Source organism: Amycolatopsis sp. cmx-4-61 (assembly GCF_046548775.1).
In the GTDB taxonomy this organism is placed as follows: Bacteria; Actinomycetota; Actinomycetes; order Mycobacteriales; family Pseudonocardiaceae; genus Amycolatopsis.
The window spans coordinates 71,400-88,853 of record NZ_JAEBEI010000012.1 but is presented as its reverse complement, the minus strand read 5'-3'; the positions used below and the strand labels follow the sequence as shown (position 1 = coordinate 88,853).

At 71.9% G+C, this 17,454-nt stretch carries 14 protein-coding genes; 4 read left to right on the top strand and 10 right to left on the bottom strand.

Features of this window, described 5'->3' with window-relative positions; translation table 11 throughout:
- Complete coding sequence (locus ACLJOU_RS29210) at positions 1–501, top strand: DUF3455 domain-containing protein (protein ID WP_410571702.1); 501 nt, start codon at positions 1–3, stop codon at positions 499–501.
- 95 nt (positions 502–596) lie between these two features.
- Here ACLJOU_RS29210 and smc read toward each other — a convergent pair whose 3' ends face one another.
- Together smc and ACLJOU_RS29200 are read right to left on the bottom strand one after the other, a co-directional pair.
- Positions 597–4,199, bottom strand: a complete 3,603-nt coding sequence (gene smc, locus ACLJOU_RS29205) for a chromosome segregation protein SMC (RefSeq protein WP_410571701.1) — start codon at positions 4,197–4,199, stop codon at positions 597–599.
- Positions 4,200–4,355: 156 nt separating this feature from the next.
- On the bottom strand, positions 4,356–4,643 hold the full coding sequence (locus ACLJOU_RS29200) for an acylphosphatase (protein ID WP_410571699.1): 288 nt from the start codon (positions 4,641–4,643) through the stop codon (positions 4,356–4,358).
- Between the two features lie 172 nt (positions 4,644–4,815).
- Here ACLJOU_RS29200 and ACLJOU_RS29195 point away from each other — a divergent pair, with 172 nt between their 5' ends.
- Positions 4,816–5,418 carry a hypothetical protein gene (locus ACLJOU_RS29195; protein WP_410571697.1) on the top strand — a complete coding sequence of 201 codons (603 nt, stop codon included), beginning with the start codon at positions 4,816–4,818 and terminating at the stop codon, positions 5,416–5,418.
- A gap of 19 nt (positions 5,419–5,437) precedes the next feature.
- Here ACLJOU_RS29195 and ACLJOU_RS29190 read toward each other — a convergent pair whose 3' ends face one another.
- Positions 5,438–6,079, bottom strand: a complete 642-nt coding sequence (locus ACLJOU_RS29190; RefSeq protein WP_410571695.1) for a TetR/AcrR family transcriptional regulator — start codon at positions 6,077–6,079, stop codon at positions 5,438–5,440.
- A 65-nt stretch (positions 6,080–6,144) separates the two neighbouring features.
- Between ACLJOU_RS29190 and ACLJOU_RS29185 the strand changes: the two genes are divergently transcribed.
- On the top strand, positions 6,145–7,311 hold the full coding sequence (locus ACLJOU_RS29185; RefSeq protein ID WP_410571693.1) for an acyl-CoA dehydrogenase family protein: 1,167 nt from the start codon (positions 6,145–6,147) through the stop codon (positions 7,309–7,311).
- On the opposite strand, the gene ACLJOU_RS29180 is transcribed toward ACLJOU_RS29185, so the two are convergent.
- The 7 genes from ACLJOU_RS29180 to kdpF are packed head-to-tail and all read right to left on the bottom strand — an operon-like array spanning position 7,308 to position 15,208.
- The gene (locus tag ACLJOU_RS29180; protein ID WP_410571692.1) at positions 7,308–7,517 is read right to left on the bottom strand and encodes a hypothetical protein; all 210 of its coding nucleotides are present in this window, start codon (positions 7,515–7,517) and stop codon (positions 7,308–7,310) included. The two genes, ACLJOU_RS29185 and ACLJOU_RS29180, sit on opposite strands and share 4 nt — an antisense overlap.
- A 21-nt stretch (positions 7,518–7,538) precedes the next feature.
- Positions 7,539–8,237 carry a response regulator gene (locus tag ACLJOU_RS29175; RefSeq protein ID WP_410571690.1) on the bottom strand — a complete coding sequence of 233 codons (699 nt, stop codon included), beginning with the start codon at positions 8,235–8,237 and terminating at the stop codon, positions 7,539–7,541.
- Positions 8,234–10,798 carry a DUF4118 domain-containing protein gene (locus ACLJOU_RS29170; RefSeq protein WP_410571688.1) on the bottom strand — a complete coding sequence of 855 codons (2,565 nt, stop codon included), beginning with the start codon at positions 10,796–10,798 and terminating at the stop codon, positions 8,234–8,236. The genes ACLJOU_RS29175 and ACLJOU_RS29170 overlap by 4 nt, the downstream gene beginning before the upstream one ends.
- A 4-nt stretch (positions 10,799–10,802) precedes the next feature.
- Complete coding sequence (locus ACLJOU_RS29165) at positions 10,803–11,393, bottom strand: potassium-transporting ATPase subunit C (protein WP_410571686.1); 591 nt, start codon at positions 11,391–11,393, stop codon at positions 10,803–10,805.
- Between the two features lie 5 nt (positions 11,394–11,398).
- Positions 11,399–13,447, bottom strand: coding sequence for a potassium-transporting ATPase subunit KdpB (gene kdpB / locus ACLJOU_RS29160; RefSeq protein WP_410571684.1), 2,049 nt, complete (start codon positions 13,445–13,447; stop codon positions 11,399–11,401).
- Positions 13,444–15,105, bottom strand: a complete 1,662-nt coding sequence (gene kdpA / locus ACLJOU_RS29155; RefSeq protein ID WP_410571683.1) for a potassium-transporting ATPase subunit KdpA — start codon at positions 15,103–15,105, stop codon at positions 13,444–13,446. Before kdpA ends, kdpB begins: the two co-directional genes overlap by 4 nt.
- A gap of 1 nt (position 15,106) precedes the next feature.
- Positions 15,107–15,208 (bottom strand): K(+)-transporting ATPase subunit F, encoded by a 102-nt coding sequence (gene kdpF, locus ACLJOU_RS29150; protein ID WP_410571682.1) that lies wholly within the window; start codon positions 15,206–15,208, stop codon positions 15,107–15,109.
- 403 nt (positions 15,209–15,611) lie between these two features.
- On the opposite strand from kdpF, the gene asnB reads away from it, so the two are divergent.
- Positions 15,612–17,453, top strand: coding sequence for an asparagine synthase (glutamine-hydrolyzing) (asnB, locus tag ACLJOU_RS29145; RefSeq protein ID WP_410571680.1), 1,842 nt, complete (start codon positions 15,612–15,614; stop codon positions 17,451–17,453).
- Position 17,454: the final 1 nt, after the last annotated feature.

Below are 17,454 nucleotides of genomic sequence, written 5' to 3'. Positions count from 1 at the left end.
ATGAAGCGGATGACGGTGGCGCTCGCGATCGGCGCCCTCCTGGTCGGCGGCGCGGCGACGGCTTCGGCCACCCCGGCGGCCCCGCAGGTGCCGGACGCGATCAAGGTCCCGGCGGGCAACCTGCCGCTGGCGACGTACGCGGCCGAAGGCGTGCAGATCTACGGCTGCACGAACGGCGCGTGGGCGCTGATCCAGCCCGCCGCGGTGCTTACCCGGCACGGCAAGCCGGTGGCGCTGCACAGCAAGGGCCCGGTGTGGACGTCCACAGTGGACGGCAGCACGGTCGGCGCGACGGCCGCGGCGAACGCCCCGCGGGAAGGCGCGATCCCCCAGCTGCTGCTCAAGGCGAACCTCAACACCGGCGACGGCGTCTTCACCCACGTGACGTACATCCAGCGCTTGAACACCCGCGGCGGCGTGGCCCCGGCCGGGACGTGCACCGACGGCGCCCAGACCGCGGTCCGCTACTCGGCCGACTACGCCTTCTGGGTCGCCGGCTGACCAGCGCCCCAATGTGGGCCTTGGTTGCGTCAGACGCACCCAAGGCGGCCTTGGGTGCGTCTGACGCACCGAAGGCCGCCTTGGGGCGCTTGGGCTCAGCCGACCGTGACCGGTTCGTCGTCGGCCGTGCGTAGGCGCTGCGAGATCACCTTCGTGATGCCGTCGCCCTGCATGCTCACGCCGTAGAGCGCGTCGGCGATCTCCATCGTCGGCTTCTGGTGGGTGATGATGATCAGCTGCGACGAGTCGCGCAGCTGCTCCAGCAGCCCGATCAGCCGGCGCATGTTCGTGTCGTCGAGCGCCGCCTCGACCTCGTCCATGACGTAGAAGGGTGACGGCCGGGCGCGGAAGATCGCGACCAGCATGCCCACCGCGACCAGCGACTTCTCGCCACCGGACAGCAGCGAAAGCCGCTTGACCTTCTTGCCCGGCGGGCGCGCTTCGACGTCGACGCCGGTGGCCAGCAGGTCGTCCGGCTCGGTGAGGACCATCCGGCCCTCGCCGCCCGGGAACAGCACGCCGAACACCGTCTCGAACTCGCGGGCCACGTCGGCGTAGGCGCCGGCGAAGACCTCGAGGATCTTCTCGTCGACCTGCTTGATGACGGCTTCGAGGTCCTTGCGGGTGTCCTTGAGGTCCTCCAGCTGCGTGGAGAGGAACTTGTACCGCTCCTCCAGCGCCGCGAACTCCTCCAGCGCCAGCGGGTTGACCTTGCCCAGCAACGACAGGTCCTTCTCGGCGCGCTTGGCCCGGCGGGCCTGGGTCTCGCGGTCGTACGGCATCGGCGGCGGCGGGGTGACGTCCTCGCCGCGTTCCTTGGCCGCCTCGTACTCGGCCATCTCGCCCGCGCTCGGCGGGACCGGGACGTCCGGGCCGTACTCGCGGACGAGGTCCTCCAGCCCCATGCCGAAGTCCTCGGCGATCTTGGCTTCCAGGGTCTCCAGCCGCAGCCGCTGCTCGGCGCGCAGGACCTCGTCGCGGTGGACGGCGTCGGTCAGCTTCTCCAGCTCGCCGGTCAGCTCGCGGACCTTGGCGCGGACGCCCGTCAGCGCCTGCTCGCGGCTCTGGCGGCGGGCCTGGACCTCGTCGCGTTCGGTGGCGGCGCGCTGCACCGACTGCTCGATGCGTTCGAGCGCGGTCTCGCCGGCGTCGACGACGGCGTTGGCGATCTCGGCGCCGCGCTTGCGGGCCGCGGCGGCGCGCTCGGCGCGTTCCCGGGCCTGCTGCTCGGCGTGCGCGGCGCGGCGGAGGCCTTCGGCCCGGCCGGCGATGCTGCGGGCGCGCTCTTCGGAGGTGCGCTGCGCGAGCCGCGCCTCCATCTCTTCCTGCCGCACGACGGCCAGCTCTTCGACGGCAGCGTCGCGCTCGGCGGTGTCCGGGTCGTCCTCGACGGGCTGCTCGGCGACGGCGGCGAGCCGTTCCTCCAGCTCGGCGAGCTGGGCCAGCGCCTGGACGCGGCTCTGCTCGACCTTCGCGCGCTGCCCGGACAGCCGCTCGACCTCGGCCTGGGCCTGGCGGGCGGCCTGCTGCAGCCGGCTGAGCCGCTCCGACGACCGCGCCTTCCGGACCTTGGCCTCGCCGAGGGCGTCCTTGGCCTGCGACACCTCTTCGCGGCGCGCCTGCTGCTCGGCGCGGGCGCCTTCCAGCTCGGCCGCGTACCGCTCCAGCGAGCGTTCGGCCAGGCGGAGCCGCTCCGCCGCCTCGTCGACGGCGGCCTGGACCTCGATCACGCTCTCGCGCTTGCCGGAGCCGCCGATCGCCCAGCGGGCCCCGAAGACGTCTCCTTCGGCGGTGACCGCACGGACCTCGGGGTGCACCGCGACGAGGTGACGGGCCGCGTCGAGGTCGCGGACCAGCGCCAGCCGGTCGAGCGCCTGCTCGACGGCGGGCCGCAGCTGCGCCGGCGCGGTGACGACTTCGCGGGCCCAGCGCGCCCCTTCGGGCAGCGACGGCCACGAGGAAGTGTCCACAGTGAACTCGGGACCGCCGAGCAGGATGCCCGCCCGGCCGGAGTCGGTGTCCTTCAAGTACTTCAGCGCACGCAAGGCGTCTTCGCCGCCCGCGACGGCGATCGCGTCGGCCACCGGGCCGAGCGCCGCGGCCAGCGCGACCTCGTGGCCCGGCTCGACGGTCAGCAGCGCGGCGACCGAGCCCAGCAGGCCCGGCAGCTCGTGCGACGCACCGAGCAGCGCACCCGCGCCGTCCTTGCGCTTGAGCCCCATGGACAGCGCCTCGACGCGCGCCTTCTCCGACGCGATCTCGCGCTCGGCCGCGCGCTCGGCCTTGACCAGCTCTTCGACGCGGGCCTTGGCGGCGTTGTTGGCCTCGACCGCGCGGTCGTGGCGGTCCATCAGGCCGGCGTCGTCGGACTCCTCGGCGCCGCCCTCGGCCTGGGCCATCTCCAGCTCTTCGACGGCGATCTCGGCGCGCTCGGCGGCTTCCTCGATCGAGACGCTGAGCCGGTCGATCTCGTCGGTGGTGGCGCCGTTCTTGCTGCGCAGCGCCTCGACCTGGCCGGTCAGCTTGGCCATGCCCTCGCGGCGGTCGGCGATCGCGCGGACGGCGGCCCAGTGCGCGCGCTCGGCGGCCTGGACGCGCTGTTCGAGGTCTTCGCGGCGCAGCACCGTCTGGGCGAGCAGCTCCCGGGCCTCCATGACGGCCTCGTTGAGCTCTTCTTCCTGCTCGGCGACGCGCTCGGCCTCTTCGAGGAGTTCTTCGGGGTCGCGGCCGCCGGTGTGCGTCGAGACGTCGGCGGAGAGGTGCCGCTGGCGCTCGACGGCGAGGCGGACGGTGCCGCGCAGGCGCTCGGCCAGCGCGGACAGCTTGTACCAGGTCTCTTGAGCGGTCTGCAGCAGCGGCGCGTCCTCGGCGAGCGAGGCTTCCAGCTCGGCTTCCTCGGCGGAGACGATCTCGAGGGTCTGCTCGACCTCGGCGCGGCGCGCGCGGGCCGTCTTCTCGTCGGCCTCTTCGCGTGCGATCGCGGTGCGCTGGGTGACGAGGTCGTCGGCGAGCAGGCGCAGGCGGGAATCCCGCAGCTCGGACTGGACCGACTGGGCCTTGCGGGCGATCTCGGCCTGCTTGCCCAGCGGCTTGAGCTGGCGGCGCAGCTCGGTCGTCAGGTCGCCGAGGCGGTCGAGGTTGCCCTGCATGTTGGCCAGCTTGCGCAGGGTCTGTTCCTTGCGCTTGCGGTGCTTGAGGACGCCGGCGGCCTCTTCGATGAACGCGCGGCGCTCTTCGGGCTTGGACTCGAGGATCGCCGAGAGCTGGCCCTGCCCGACGATGACGTGCATCTCGCGGCCGATGCCGGAGTCCGAGAGCAGTTCCTGGACGTCCATCAGGCGGCAGCGGTCGCCGTTGATCTCGTACTCGCTCGCGCCGTCGCGGAACATCCGGCGGGTGATCGACACCTCGGAGTACTCGATGGGGAGCGCGCCGTCGGCGTTGTCGATGGTGAGGGTGACCTCGGCGCGGCCGAGCGGGGCGCGGCCCGCGGTGCCGGCGAAGATGACGTCCTCCATCTTGCCGCCGCGCAGGTCCTTGGCGCCCTGGGTGCCCATGACCCAGCGCAGCGCGTCCAGCACGTTGGACTTGCCCGAGCCGTTCGGCCCGACCACGCAGGTGATGCCCGGCTCGAAGCGCAGCGTGGTGGCCGAGGCGAAGGACTTGAAGCCCTTGAGCGTCAGGCTTTTCAGGTGCACGTGGTGCTGACCCCTCTGGCCGCGGGTACTGGCGGTTCAATCGTCCCAGGCTACCCGGCGGCGTCCGCGGACCCCCGGACGCGCCCCCTCCTCGGCGCGCCTAGCACACCCGCGGCGGCCTCAGCAACACCACGAGTCACACCGGCCCCGGACGGCCTACCGCTCGACGAACCCGGTGAGTCCCCCTTTCGGGGCGGACCAGCGCTCGGCGACGTGCTCCACACTTCCGGGTGATTCTCCCGACCGCAACGCGGCCAACAGCCGCTGACAGTGGTCACGGCTACCCTCCGCTATGACCTCGACACGGCCGTCGGCCAGGTTGCTCGCGCTGCCGACCAGCCCGAGTTCGAGCGCACGGCTGCGCGTCCACCAGCGGAAACCAACGCCCTGGACCCGGCCGCGCACCCACGCCGTCAGCCGGGTGTGGGTTTCTTCCTCACTCACACATTCCTCCCGTCCGGGTCAACCGACCGCGCACAGTAACGGATCAAGGCCACTACCTGGGCGAATACCCGCGCGCCGGTGATAACCTCGCCGCCGAGGTCGCTCCCCCGCGGTGGCTTGTGCCCCGATCCGACCTCGCCCGCGCCTCCCCGAATTCCCCAAGGAGCCCCGTATGCCCCGCCCCGCCGGGTCGGATTCGAGCTCTCGGATCACCAGGATCGACACCGCGCCGCCCAAGAGCAGCAAACCGAACCGCACCGGGTACGTCGTGCTCGGGGTGGCCGGGCTGGTCGTCGCGACCGCGTTCGCCGCCGTGGCCGAGCTCGCCGGGCCGGCCCCCGCTTCGACCGCGGGCGGCACGGGCGGCCCCGGCGGCCAGGGCACCCTCCCGGCCGGCGTCCAGACGCTGCCGAGCACCCCGGCCTCGCCGAGCTCGTCGACGGCCGGCGCGCCGCCGGCCACCCCGGGCCCGACGTCGTCCAGCGCGCCGACGACCGTCGTGTCGGTGAGCCCGGACGGCAAGACGACCACCACGGTCGTCACCCAGCCGTCCCCGCCCCCGCCCCCGCCGCCGCGCAGCGACACCGGCGGCAACCCGCCCCCGGTGACGAGCCAGCACCCGACGCAGCCGACGACCACCAAGACCACGTCGCCGGAAACCACCCCGACGACTCCGTCCACGGAGCCGACGACGACGACCACCGCGACCGGGGGCGGCTCCAGCTCGGCGGGCGCCCCCTCGTCGACCACGACCGGCGCGAGCACCACGGCTTGACCCCGAGCGGGCGCTGCCATCAGGCCAGCACAGCCGCGACCATCGCGTCGCGGAGGAACCGCCCGTAGCGCTCCGGAGGCCAGCCGCGCTCCAGGCAGAGCAGCTCGTACTGCTCGGGGCCGTGGTAGGTCCACAGGATGTCGCGGACGTCGTCGGCGGTCAGGCCCGGCTTGACCTGGCCGGTGGCCAGCAGGTCGGCCGAGAAGTACGTCATGGCCATCAGCGATTCCCGCCGCATCTGCGCCCACACCTCGGCGGCCGCGGGGTCGGCGGCCGCCGCGTCGCGGGCCAGCAGCTGCACCGGGGCCACCTGGGGTGCGATCGCCGCGAAGTGGTCCAGGTACATCGTGATCTTGCGCGCGGCGTCCGGCTCGGCCTGGATCGCGGCGATGAACTCGCGGCCGGCGATGGGGACGTCCTCGTCGTCGCCGGCGACCGTGACGTCGAAGACGGCTTTGAGCAGCGTCGCCTTGTTCGCGAACGCCTTGTAGACGGTCTGCACCGAAACACCCGCGGTCTTCGCCACCTCGGGCATCGCGGCGCCCGCGTATCCCTTCTCCCGGAACAGCACCGACGCAGCCGCCAGGATCCGGCGGCGGTTCTCGCGCGCCTGCTCCTGGCGCCGCGACGTGTCGTACCGGCGCTTGACAGGCCCGTCCATTTAGGTAGAGACTCCTCTATCCAATAGAAGTACATCTATCATGACACCCTGAGGGGGCGCTGACCATGATGGAACAAGCCACCACCGACGCCGTCACCGCCGCGCGGGAGCTCGCGCCCGAGCTGAGCGCGCGCGCCGTCGAAGCCGAACAGCTCCAGACCCTGCCCCGCGACCTCGTCGAACGGGCCCGTGCCGCCGGGCTCTTCCGCCTGGCGACGCCGCGCGGGCTCGGCGGGCAGGAGCTGCCGCCCGCCACGATCGTCGAAGTGGTCGAAGAGCTCTCGCGGGCGGACGGCTCGGCGGGCTGGACGATCACCATCGGCAACGCCTCGGCGTTCCTCGCCTGGCTCGATCCGGCGGTCGCGGCGGACCTCGTCGCCGGCAGCCCCGACCCGGTCGGCGGCGGCGTCTTCGCGCCCGCGGGCCGCCTCACTCCCGACGGCGACGGCAAGTTCGCCCTCGCCGGCCGGTGGGCGTTCTGCAGCGGCAGCCCGCACACGGACCTGTTCTTCAACGGCGCCATGGTCTTCGACGGCGACGCGCCGCGGACGGTGCCCGGGCGCGGGCCGGACTGGCGGCTGGCCGTCGTCCCCGCGGCGCAGGCGCGCGTGCTCGAAAACTGGGACGTCACCGGCCTGCGCGGCACCGGCAGCCACGACATCGCGATCGACGCGGTGGTGCGGCAGGAGCACACGATCTCGCCGTTCACCGAACCGGCGCGCCACGACGGCCCGCTGGGCCGGTTCCCGTTCTTCACGCTGGTCGGCACGATGATGGTCGGGGTCCCGCTCGGCATCGCCCGGCGCGCGCTGGACGAGTTCACCGGGTTCGCGCCGGCCAAGTTCCGCCCGCCGGGCCCGGGCCCGATCGCCGACGACGGCGACGTCCAGCTCGCCCTGACCCGCGCGGAAGGGCGGCTGCGGTCGGCCCGCGCGTTCGTCTTCGAGGCGCTGGGCGAGCTGTGGGACACGGCGTGCGCGGGCGACGTCCCGGACGTCCGGCAGCGGGGCCAGTTCCTGCTGGCGGCCCAGCAGGCGATGCGTGCTTCGCTGAGCGCGGTGGACATCGCGTTCGGCTACGCGGGTGCGGGCGCGCTGCACGCGGACCAGCCGATGCAGCGCTGCTTCCGCGACCTCCACGCGGCGGCCCAGCACATCTACTTCTCGGCCGCGGCGTCGAAGCGGTACGCCAAGCTGCGGTTCGGGATCGAGCAGCCGACCTTCTGGTTCTAGGAAGACCCATCGCGCCGGACCCGGCCGGACCACAGGTTCACGAGCGCACCGCCGAGGAACGCCCCCAGAGCGACGATGCCCTGGCTCCACGGGTCCGGCCGGTGCAGGAGGGCACCGATCCCGACCCCGGCCAGGTACACCAGTGAAGACATCAGGAGCAGCCGCACCGCTTTCCGGCTGCGTCGCCTCGTTTTCCCCTCGGTCACCCATCCGGGGTACCCACCGGGTCAGACCTCGAAGCGGTACCCCATGCCCGGTTCGGTGAGCAGGTGCCGGGGCCGGGAGGGCTCCAGTTCCAGCTTCCGCCGCAGCTGGGCCAGGTACACCCGCAGGTAGTGGGACTCCGTCTCGTACGACGGGCCCCACACCTCGTGCAGGAGCTGCTTCTGCGCCACCAGCCGGCCGCGGTTGCGGACCAGCAGCTCCAGCACGCCCCACTCCGTCTTCGTCAGGTGGACCTCCACGCCGTCGTGGCGGCGGACCTTCTTCGCCGCCAGGTCGACGGTGAACGACGCCGTGTCCACCACCGCGTCGGCACCGTCGGCGCCCGCCACGGCCGAACGGCGCACCGCCGCGCGCAGCCGGGCCAGCAGCTCGTCCATGCCGAACGGCTTCGTCACGTAGTCGTCGGCGCCCGCGTCGAGGGCCTCGACCTTGTCCGCCGAGTCGCCGCGGGCGGACAGGACGATGATCGGGACCGTCGTCCAGCCGCGCAGGCCGGCGATCACCTCGGTGCCGTCGAGGTCGGGCAGGCCGAGGTCGAGCACGACGACGTCGGGCTTGGTCTCGGCCACTGCCTTCAACGCGGCCGTGCCGTCGTGCGCGGTGATCACCTTGTAGCCGCGGGCGGTCAGGTTGATCCGCAGGGCCCGCACGATCTGCGGTTCGTCGTCCACCACCAGCACGGTGGCGCCCGGGTCGCTCATCGCGCCCCCTCCTCCTGGAACTCGACACTGAACGCGGGCAGGGACAGCACGATGGTGAGCCCGCCGCCGGGGGTGTCCTCGGCGCGGATCGTGCCGCCCATCGCCTCGGTGAACCCCTTCGCCACCGACAGCCCGAGCCCGACCCCCGGCGTCGTGTCCCGGTCGCCGCCGAGCCGCTGAAACGGCGCGAACGCCGAGTCCGCGGCGCCCTTGCGCAGGCCCTTGCCGTGGTCGACGATCCGCAGCTCGACCCGCCCGGAGTGGGCGCTGGCCCGGGCCGAGACCGGGCCGCCACCCCTTTCGTCGACGCCGTGGCGCAGGGCGTTGTCCAGCACGTTCGCCACCACCCGTTCCAGCAGCCCGGGGTCGGCCAGCACCGCGGGCAGCTGGTCGTCCACCGCCACCAGCACCGCCGCCGATCCGTCCACATTAGACAGGGCGTGCGCGACGACCTCGTCGTAGCCCACCGGGCGCAGGTGGGGCTTGACCGCTCCGGTCGCCAGCCGCGACGAATCGAGGAGGTTGTCGATCAGCCCGGCCAGCCGGTCGGCGGACAGCTCGATGGCCTCCATCAGCTCGGCGGTGTCCTCTTCGGACAGCTCCAGGTCGGCGGCGCGGAGACTGCCGATCGACGCCTTGATCGAGGTCAGCGGCGTGCGCAGGTCGTGCCCGACCGCCGACAGCAGCGTCGTGCGCAGCTCGGTCGCCTCGGCCTTGCGCTCGGCGCGGGCCGCGGCGGCGGCCGCGCGCTGCTGGCGCAGGGCGAGCAACGCCTGCCCGGCGACGGCTTCCAGGACCTGCCGGTCGGCCGCGGGCAGCGCCCGCCCGCGCAGGGTCAGGTGCACGTGGGACGTGACGGCGACGACAGTCTTCTCCACGTTTCCCACGTCGGCCTCGTCCGGGTCGGCGCACGGGGGCTCCCCCGCCGACGCCACGCACTGCCACTCCCCGTCCTGCTTCTCCAGCAGCGTCACCGACGTCAGCGCGAAGTTCTCCCGGACCTTCTCCAGGAGCCGCTCGATCGGGTTCGCGTGGGTCAGCACGGTCCGGGCGTAGGACGCCAGCAGTGCCGCCTCCGTCCGCGCCCGCGCCGCCTGCGTGGCGCGGCGCGCGGCCTGGTCGACGACCAGCGCGACGAGCACCGCGACCACGACCATCGCGATCAGCGTCACGAGGTTCTGCGGGGTGTGCACGGTGAGCGTGTACAGCGGTGGCGTGAAGAAGAAGTTGAGCAGGCCGGCGCCGAGCACGGCCGCGACCAGCGCCGGGCCCAGGCCGCCGACCAGGGCGACGATCACCGTGGCCAGCACGTAGGAGATGACGTCGGTGGCGAAGTCGAGCCCGGCCGGCACGAACACCCCGACCAGGGTGACCAGCACCGGCAGCACGACGCCGAGCACCCAGCCGGCGACCAGCCTCGACAGCCCCAGCGGGCTCGCGGCCAGCCGCGCCCGCAGGCGCCCGCCCGCCTCGGAATGGGTGACCATGTGCACGTCGATCGGCCCGGACCGGCGGATCACCGAGGCGCCGATGCCCTCGTCGAACAGCCGCGCCACGCGCGAGCGCCGCGAAGTCCCGATGACCAGCTGGGTCGCGTTGACGCCGCGGGCGAAGTCCAGCAGCGCGGTGGGCACGTCGTCGCCGACGACCGTGTGGAACGTGGCCCCGACCTCTTCGGCGAGCGTGCGGCAGCGGGCCATCGCGGTCGGGCCGATGCCGGCGAGACCGTCGCCGCGCAGGATGTGCACCACCTGCAGCTCGGCGCCGGCGCGGGTGGCGATCCGGCTGGCCCGGCGGATGAGCGTCTCGCTCTCCGGGCCGCCGGTGATCGAGACGACGACGCGTTCGCGCGCCTCCCACGTGTCGGTGATCCGCTGCTCGGCGCGGTAGCGCTGGAGGGCGACGTCGACCTGGTCGGCCACCCAGAGCAGGGCCAATTCCCGGAGCGCGGTGAGGTTGCCGGGGCGGAAGTAGTTGCCGAGGGCGGCGTCGATCCGCTCGGCCGGGTAGACGTTGCCGTGGGCCAGGCGCCGCCGCAGCGCCTCGGGCGTGATGTCGACCAGCTCCAGCTGTTCGGCGCGGCGGACGACCTCGTCCGGCACGGTCTCCTGCTGCGTGACGCCGGTGATCCGCTCGACGACGTCGTTGAGGCTCTGCAGGTGCTGCACGTTGACCGTGGACAGCACGTCGATGCCCGCATCGAGCAGCGTGTCCACGTCCTGCCAGCGCTTGGCGTTGCGGGACCCCGGCACGTTCGTGTGCGCGAGTTCGTCGACCACGGCGACCTCCGGCGCGCGGGCCAGGACGGCGTCGAGGTCCATCTCCTCGAAGTCGCGGCCGCGGTGGCCGGTCTGCCGCCGCGGGAGCACCTCGAGGCCGTCGAGGAGCTCCGCGGTCCTCGCGCGGCCGTGCGTCTCCACCAGCGCGATGACGACGTCGGTGCCGCGGTCCAGGCGCCGCCGGGCTTCGCCGAGCATGGCGAAGGTCTTGCCGACGCCCGGCGCCGCGCCGAGGTAGATCCTCAGCTCTCCTCGGCGCGGCTTGGCGTTCTCCGTGGTCACGGTGTCAGTGTGCCCCTCCGGCCGCGGCTTGCACGGCCAAGTTGAGCGGGAGCACATCCACGCCCGGGACGCCGATCCCGGCCCCGCTCGTGTTCCGGGCGATCAGCTGCTTCACCCGGTCGAGGGGCAGCCCCGTGGTGCGCGCGACCCGCGGGGCCTGCAGGTCGGCGTAGGCCACGCTGATGGCCGGGTCGAGGCCCGAGCCCGACGCCGTCACCGCGTCCGGCGGTACCTGACCGGGTGACACGCCTTCGCGCTTCGCGATGGCGTCCTTCCGCTCGCCGATCGTCTTCACGAGGTTCTCGTTGCCCGGGCCCAGGTTGGACGCGCCGGACGGCACCTGGGGGGTGGCCGCCGAGGGACGCGTGTGGAACCACGGGTCGCGCGCCGGGTCGGCGGGCACCGGGTCGACGCCGATCAGCGACGACCCCACGGCCTGGCCGTCCCGCGTGACGACCGAACCTTCGGCGTTGCCTTCGAGGCCGGGGATACGGGCGATCGCCCACACCGCCAGGGGGTAGAGGATGCCGAGCAGGACGGTCATGACGAGCAGGACGCGCAGCCCGGCCCAGGTCTGCTTGAGGAGCGTGGTCACGGTGTTCACCCGATTCCGGGGACGAGGCGCACGAGCAGGTCGATCAGCCAGATCCCGAGGAACGGGCTGACGATGCCGCCGAGGCCGTAGACGAGCAGGTTGCGGCGCAGCAGGGCCGAAGCCGACGACGGCTGGTACCGCACGCCCCGCAGGGCCAGCGGGATGAGCACGACGATGATCAGCGCGTTGAAGACGACCGCGGAGAGGATCGCCGACTTCGGCGTGGCCAGGTGCATGATGTTCAGCCCGCCGAGCTGGGCGTGGATGCCGGTGAACATCGCGGGCAGGATGGCGAAGTACTTGGCCAGGTCGTTGGCGACGCTGAACGTGGTCAGCGCGCCGCGGGTGATCAGCAGCTGCTTGCCGATCTCGACGATCTCGATCAGCTTCGTCGGGTCGCTGTCGAGGTCGACCATGTTCCCGGCCTCCTTGGCGGCGGAGGTGCCGGTGTTCATCGCGACGCCGACGTCGGCCTGCGCGAGCGCGGGGGCGTCGTTGGTGCCGTCGCCGGTCATCGCGACCAGCCGGCCGCCTTCCTGCTCCCGCTTGATGAGGGCCATCTTGTCTTCGGGCTTGGCCTCGGCGAGGTAGTCGTCGACGCCGGCGTCCGCGGCGATGGCCTTCGCGGTGAGGGGGTTGTCGCCGGTGATCATCACCGTCTTGATGCCCATCGAGCGCAGTTCGGCGAAGCGTTCCTTCATGCCCGGCTTGACCACGTCGGACAGCCGGATCACGCCGCGCACGACGGCGTCCTCGGCCACGACCAGCGGCGTCCCGCCCTGGGCGCTGATCTCGTCGACCACGCGGCCGGTCTCGGCGGGGAACTCGCCGCCGTTGTCGCGCACCCAGGCGCGGACGGCGCTCGCCGCGCCCTTGCGGATCCGGCGGGTCCCGATGTCGAGGCCGCTCATCCGGGTCTGCGCGGTGAAGGGGACGAACTCGCCGTGCTCGTCCTGAGCCGCGTGTTCCGCCGTCAGCTCGACGACGCTGCGGCCCTCGGGGGTCTCGTCGGCCAGGCTGGCCAGCCGGGCGGCGCGGGCCAGCTCGTCCGGTGTGGACGCACCGACCGGGATCAGCTCGGTCGCCCGGCGGTTGCCGAAGGTGATCGTGCCGGTCTTGTCGAGCAGCAGCGTCGAGACGTCGCCCGCGGCCTCCACCGCGCGGCCGCTGGTCGCCAGGACGTTGCGCTGCACCAGGCGGTCCATGCCCGCGATGCCGATCGCGGACAGCAGCGCGCCGATCGTCGTCGGGATCAGGCAGACCAGCAACGCCGTCAGCACGATCACCGGCTGCTCGGACCCGGAGTAGCGGGCCATCGGCTGCAGCGCCACGACGGCGAGCAGGAAGATGATCGTCAAGGTCGAGAGCAGGATGGTCAGCGCGATCTCGTTCGGCGTCTTCTGCCGGGAAGCGCCTTCCACCAACGCGATCATGCGGTCCACGAAGGACTCGCCGGGCTTGGTGCTGATCCGCACGACGATCCGGTCGCTCAGCACGGTCGTGCCGCCGGTGACGGCGCTGCGGTCACCGCCGGACTCGCGGATGACCGGGGCCGACTCGCCGGTGATGGCCGACTCGTCGACGGTCGCGATGCCCTCGACGACGTCGCCGTCGCCCGGGATCACCTGGCCCGCCTCGACGACGACCAGGTCGCCGACCTTCAGCTCGGCGCCCGGAACCTGTTCCTCGGAGCCGGTTCCGGTGAGCCGGCGGGCGACGGTCTCCTTCTTCGACCGCCGCAGGCTTTCGGCTTGGGCCTTGCCGCGGCCTTCCGCGACGGCCTCGGCGAGGTTGGCGAAGAGGACCGTGAACCACAGCCAGACGGCGACGAGGACGGTGAACACGCTCGGGTCGGTGACGGCGAAGACGGTGGTGAGCGCGGACCCCGCCCACACCACGAACATCACCGGGTTGCCGAGCTGGTGCTTCGGGTTCAGCTTCCGCAGCGCCTCCGGCAGCGACGTCCAGAGCTGCCGCGGGCTGAAGACCCCGGCCCCCACCCGGCTCTTCGGTTCGGCGGGAGCCATCTGCGGTCGTTCGTCGGTGACGGTCATGCGAGTGCCTCCGCGATGGGCCCGAGCGCGAGCGCCGGGATGAACGTGAGGGCCGCGACGAGCACCACCGTGCCGGTGAGCAGGGTGGCGAACAGCGGTCCGGTGGTCGGCAGGGTGCCCGCGGTTTCGGGCACCCTGCGCTGGGCGGCCAGGGAACCGGCCAGGCAGAGCACGGCGAGGATCGGCACGAACCGGCCGAACGCCATGGCGACGCCGAACGACGACTGGAACCAGTCGCTCGTCGCGGTCAGCCCGCCGAACGCGCTGCCGTTGTTGTTGCCGGTCGACGCGTAGCCGTAGAGGATCTCGGACAGCCCGTGCGCGCCGGTGTTGCCCAGCGCGCCCGCCGTGCCCGGCAGGAGCAGCGCGATACCCGAGCCGAGGAGCACGACCGTCGGCATGGCGAGCATGGCGATCGCCGCGCAGGTGACCTCGCGCTTGCCGAGCTTCTTGCCGAGGTATTCGGGCGTCCGCCCGACCATCAGGCCGGCCAGGAACATCGCGATGATCGCCAGCACGAGGATGCCGTAGAGGCCGGTGCCGACGCCGCCGGGCGAGATCTCGCCGTAGAGCATGTTCAGCAGCGGTCCCCCGCCGCCGAGCCCCGAGAAACTGTCGTGGGCGCCGTTGACCGCGCCGGTCGACGTGCCCGTGGTGGTGTCGGCGAAGATCGACGTCAGGCCGATGCCGAAGCGCTGCTCCTTGCCTTCCGTGCTCGCGCCCGCGGCCAGCGCCGCCGGGTTGTCCGCGTTGGCCTCGGAGAACCAGATGAGCGCCAGCGAAGCCGCCCACAGCAGGCCCATCACGCTCAGCAGGACGTACCCCTGCCGGCGGTTGCCGACCAGCGTCCCGAACGCGCGGGTCAGGCTGACCGGGACGACCAGGATGAGGAACAGCTCGACCAGGTTCGTCCACGCGGTGGGGTTTTCCAGCGGGTGCGCGGAGTTGGCGTTGAAGATGCCACCGCCGTTGGTGCCGAGTTCCTTGATCGCTTCCTGACTCGCCGCCGGGGCCAGGGCGATGGTGCCGTGACTGCCGTCGGGATTCGTCACCGCGACACCGGCCTTGAGGCTCTGCACCACGCCGAGGGCGACCAGCACGAGCGCGAACACGAACGCCATCGGCAGCAGCACGCGGACCGTGCCGCGGGTGAGGTCCACCCAGAAGTTGCCGAGCCGGTCGGTCTTCGCCCGGACGAAGCCCCGCGTCACCGCGATCGCCACGGCCAGGCCGACGGCCGCCGAGAGGAAGTTCTGCACGGTCAGCCCGGCCATCTGCACGAAGTGGCCCATCGTCGTCTCGGGGACGTAGGACTGCCAGTTCGTGTTGGTGACGAACGAAACCGCCGTGTTGAACGCGACACCCGGGCTCACCGAGCCGCGGCCGAGGCTCCACGGCAGGAGCGGCTGCAGGCGCTGCAGCAGGTAGAGCAGGACGACCGAGCCGAACGAAAAGCCGAGCACGCCCGCGGCGTAAGTCGGCCACCGCTGCTCGGCGTCGGGATTGACGCGGAAGAGCTTGTAGAGGCCCATCTCGAGCTTCAGGTGCTTCCCGGTGGCGAAGACGCGCGCCAGGTGGTCGCCGAGCGGCCGGTAGACCGCGGCGAGGGCGGCGAGGAGCAGGCCGAGCTGGACGAGCCCGGCCGTCGTGTCGGTCATTTCAGAACTTCTCCGGCCTGATCAGCGCGACGAACAGGTAGACGAGCAGGCCGAGCGCGAGCAACCCGCCCACGACGTCGGCCGTGGTTCCGGTGCCGCTCACAGCTTTTCCAAGCCGCGCAGCACCAACGCCAGCACCACGAAAACGCCGATCAGCAGAACGGCGTAGAGCAAGTCGGCCACAGGCACCTCTCAAGACGGGTCACCGGGTTCGGTGACCGGGACGACGTCACTGTGCGGTCCGGGACGGCCTTTTCGAAGGCGGCTGATGGCGCCTTGATGCGTTCCTGATCCGCCTTTACGGGCTCTTGATGGCCGGTGGCGGCCGTCACGCAAGCGTTTGCCCGTCGCTGACCGTATGCAGTCGGTCAGTGACTCGCGACACAACGCGTGACCGAACAGGTGCGGAACGTGCAATTCGGGCAGACAAGATCGTCAGGCCGTGTTACACCTGTGTTACCGATAGTTGTATCGGCTAAGCAAATCTTTGGGAGAGGGGATCACCTATGTGCGGTATCGCCGGCTGGGTTTCCTACGACGCCGACCTCACCCGCCGCCAGGACGTGGTCGACGCCATGACGGGGACCATGGCCTGCCGCGGACCGGACGACTCCGGGACGTGGGTGCGCACGCACGTCGCGCTCGGCCACCGGCGGCTGGCCATCATCGACCTGCCCGGCGGCCGTCAGCCGATGACGGTGCACACGCCGAACGGCGACATCGCGATGGTCTACAGCGGTGAGGCGTACAACTTCACCGAGCTGAAGGAAGAGCTGACGAAGCTCGGCCACAAGTGGGAGACCGACAGCGACACCGAAGTCGTCCTGCACGGCTACCTGCAGTGGGGCGACGCGGTCGTCGACCACCTCAACGGCATGTACGCCTTCGCGATCTGGGACGAGCGCGACGACCGGCTGGTCATGATCCGCGACCGGATGGGCATCAAGCCGTTCTACTACTACCCGACCCCCGACGGCGTTCTGTTCGGCTCGGAGCCGAAGGCGATCCTGGCCAACCCGCTGGCGAAGAAGGTCGTCGACACCGACGGCCTGCGCGAGCTGATGGCGTTCACCAAGCGGCCGGGCTGGTCGCTGTGGAAGGGCATGGAGGAAGTCCGGCCCGGCACGATCGTCACGGTGTCCCGCGAGGGCATCAAGACCCGCACCTACTGGAAGCTGGACGCGAAGCAGCACACCGACGACCAGGAGACCACCGTCGCCCGCGTCCGCGAGCTGATGACCGACATCGTCAACCGGCAGCTGGTCGCCGACGTCCCCCGCTGCGTCCTGCTGTCGGGTGGCCTGGACTCGAGCGCGGTCACCGGCCTGGCCGCGGCGCGGCTGGCCGAGCAGGGCGAACGGGTGCGGACGTTCTCGGTCGACTTCTTCGGCCAGGAGGAGAACTTCAAGCCGGACGAGATGCGCGACACGGCGGACTCGCCGTTCGTGCGGGACGTCGCCGCGCTGGTGGGCTCGGCGCACCAGGACGTCGTGCTCAACCCGGCCGAGCTGACCGATCCGGAGGTGCGGCGCGCGGTGCTGCGGGCGCGGGACATCCCGGCGGGGCTGGGCGACATGGACACGTCGCTGTACCTGCTGTTCAAGGCCATCCGCGGCGAGTCGACGGTGGCCCTCTCGGGCGAGTCGGCCGACGAGGTGTTCGGCGGCTACCGCTGGTTCTTCGACGAGGCGTCGGTCAAGGCGGAGATGTTCCCCTGGATCGCCTTCCGCAGCGCGATGCTGACCGACCGGACGTCGATCTACACGCCCGAGCTGATGGGCCGGATGGACCTGCAGTCCTACCTGCACGACCAGTACCGCTCGGCGGTCGCGGAGGTCGACCACCTGGACGGCGAGTCCGAGACCGAGGCGCGGATGCGGACGATCTGCCACCTCCACCTGACCCGCTTCGTCCGGATGCTGCTGGACCGCAAGGACCGCGCGTCGATGGCGGTGGGCCTGGAGGTCCGGGTCCCGTTCTGCGACCACCGGCTGGTCGAGTACGTGTACAACACCCCGTGGTCGCTGAAGACGTTCGACGGCCGCGAGAAGAGCCTCCTGCGCCACGCGACCAAGCACGTGCTGCCGGACTCGGTGCGCGACCGCGTGAAGAGCCCGTACCCGTCGACGCAGGACCCCGGTTACGCGGCGGCGCTGCAGCAGCAGGCGAAGGAGGTCCTGGCCGAGCCGGGGCACGCGGTGTTCGGCCTGGTCGACCGGTCGTGGGCCCACCGCGTGTCCGAAGTGGACTCCGCGACGATGGCCCCGGCGGACCGGATCGGCCTGGACCGGCTGCTCGACCTGTACCACTGGATCGAGATGTACTCCCCGGAGCTGCAGCTCGACTGAG

Excerpts from the sequence above, each read along its gene's own strand:
- ACLJOU_RS29175 (WP_410571690.1), bottom strand. The coding sequence starts at position 8,237 with ATGAGCGACCCGGGCGCCACCGTGCTGGTGGTGGACGACGAACCGCAG.
- asnB (WP_410571680.1), top strand. The coding sequence starts at position 15,612 with ATGTGCGGTATCGCCGGCTGGGTTTCCTACGACGCCGACCTCACCCGC.
- kdpA (WP_410571683.1), bottom strand. The coding sequence starts at position 15,105 with ATGACCGACACGACGGCCGGGCTCGTCCAGCTCGGCCTGCTCCTCGCC.
- ACLJOU_RS29185 (WP_410571693.1), top strand. The coding sequence starts at position 6,145 with ATGATGGAACAAGCCACCACCGACGCCGTCACCGCCGCGCGGGAGCTC.
- kdpB (WP_410571684.1), bottom strand. The coding sequence starts at position 13,447 with ATGACCGTCACCGACGAACGACCGCAGATGGCTCCCGCCGAACCGAAG.
- ACLJOU_RS29190 (WP_410571695.1), bottom strand. The coding sequence starts at position 6,079 with ATGGACGGGCCTGTCAAGCGCCGGTACGACACGTCGCGGCGCCAGGAG.
- ACLJOU_RS29195 (WP_410571697.1), top strand. The coding sequence starts at position 4,816 with ATGCCCCGCCCCGCCGGGTCGGATTCGAGCTCTCGGATCACCAGGATC.
- ACLJOU_RS29210 (WP_410571702.1), top strand. The coding sequence starts at position 1 with ATGAAGCGGATGACGGTGGCGCTCGCGATCGGCGCCCTCCTGGTCGGC.